Source organism: Pseudacidovorax intermedius, assembly GCF_001476815.1.
Taxonomy (GTDB): Bacteria; Pseudomonadota; Gammaproteobacteria; order Burkholderiales; family Burkholderiaceae_C; genus Xenophilus; species Xenophilus intermedius_A.
The window spans coordinates 1-859 of the sequence record NZ_LDSL01000234.1 but is presented as its reverse complement, the minus strand read 5'-3'; the positions used below and the strand labels follow the sequence as shown (position 1 = coordinate 859).

The 859-nt window shown below is 70.5% G+C and carries 1 protein-coding gene; it reads right to left on the bottom strand.

Annotated elements, in window-relative coordinates:
* Window positions 1-859, bottom strand: an 859-nt coding sequence (locus NS331_RS26935; RefSeq protein WP_193758208.1) for a hypothetical protein, incomplete at both ends; no start/stop codon positions are given.

The window sequence follows — 859 nt, the reverse complement described above, 5'->3', positions numbered from 1 at the left end:
TTTTGAAACCACGGTCACCCTCCTGAGCGCCCGCTCCGGGACCGGCGGCGTGTCCGTGACCGCAACCGACGTCCTCACCGTCGGCGACGTGACCGTCAGCATCGCCCGCGTCGGCGCCGACGCGCTGACCACGGCGGTGACCGACACCACCCAGTCCGACATCGCCACCACTGCCAACGGCAACGTGGTGCTGCGCAGCACCACGTTGCCGTTGGCAGTGGTGGCGATGTCGGACTGGGTGGTGTCGGTCACCGCCGTGGTCAGCGCGTCGGCGCCGACGCGGGCGATGCTGACGGTCACGTCGCCGACGGTGAGGCCGTCGGTTTCGGTCACGAACACGCCGCCGGTACCGGCGCGGGCGCTCAGCGTGGTCACCGTGGTTTCAATCGCGTTGGCGCCGGAGCCGATGGCGTTGCCCGCAATCAGGCGCAGGCCACCGGCCACGATGTTGACGACGCTGTCGCCGTTGGCGTCCGCGTCCAGCAGGCTGCCGCCGGCCGTGAGGCTGGCGTTGCCGCTCGTGCTGAGGCGGCCGACGGTGATGTCGGTGCCGGCTTGCACGCGGAGGCTGCCCGTCTGGGTCGTGAGGTTGCTGATCGTGGACATGCTCACGCTGCCCGCGGTCGCCAGCACGTCGATGCTGCCGGCTGCGCCGGTCAGCACATCGGCACCGGCCGACAGCGTGATGCTGCCGGAGGCCAGGACGCTGATGCTGCCCGTGCCGCTGCGGATGTCCGCGTTGGCGTTGGCGAGCACGTTGCCGCTGATGGCTTGCACCAGCACGTTGCCGCTGCCATTGGCGCTGATGGCGTTGCCGTCTGCAGAGGCCGTGCCGTCGGTCAGCACCAGGTCGCCCGTG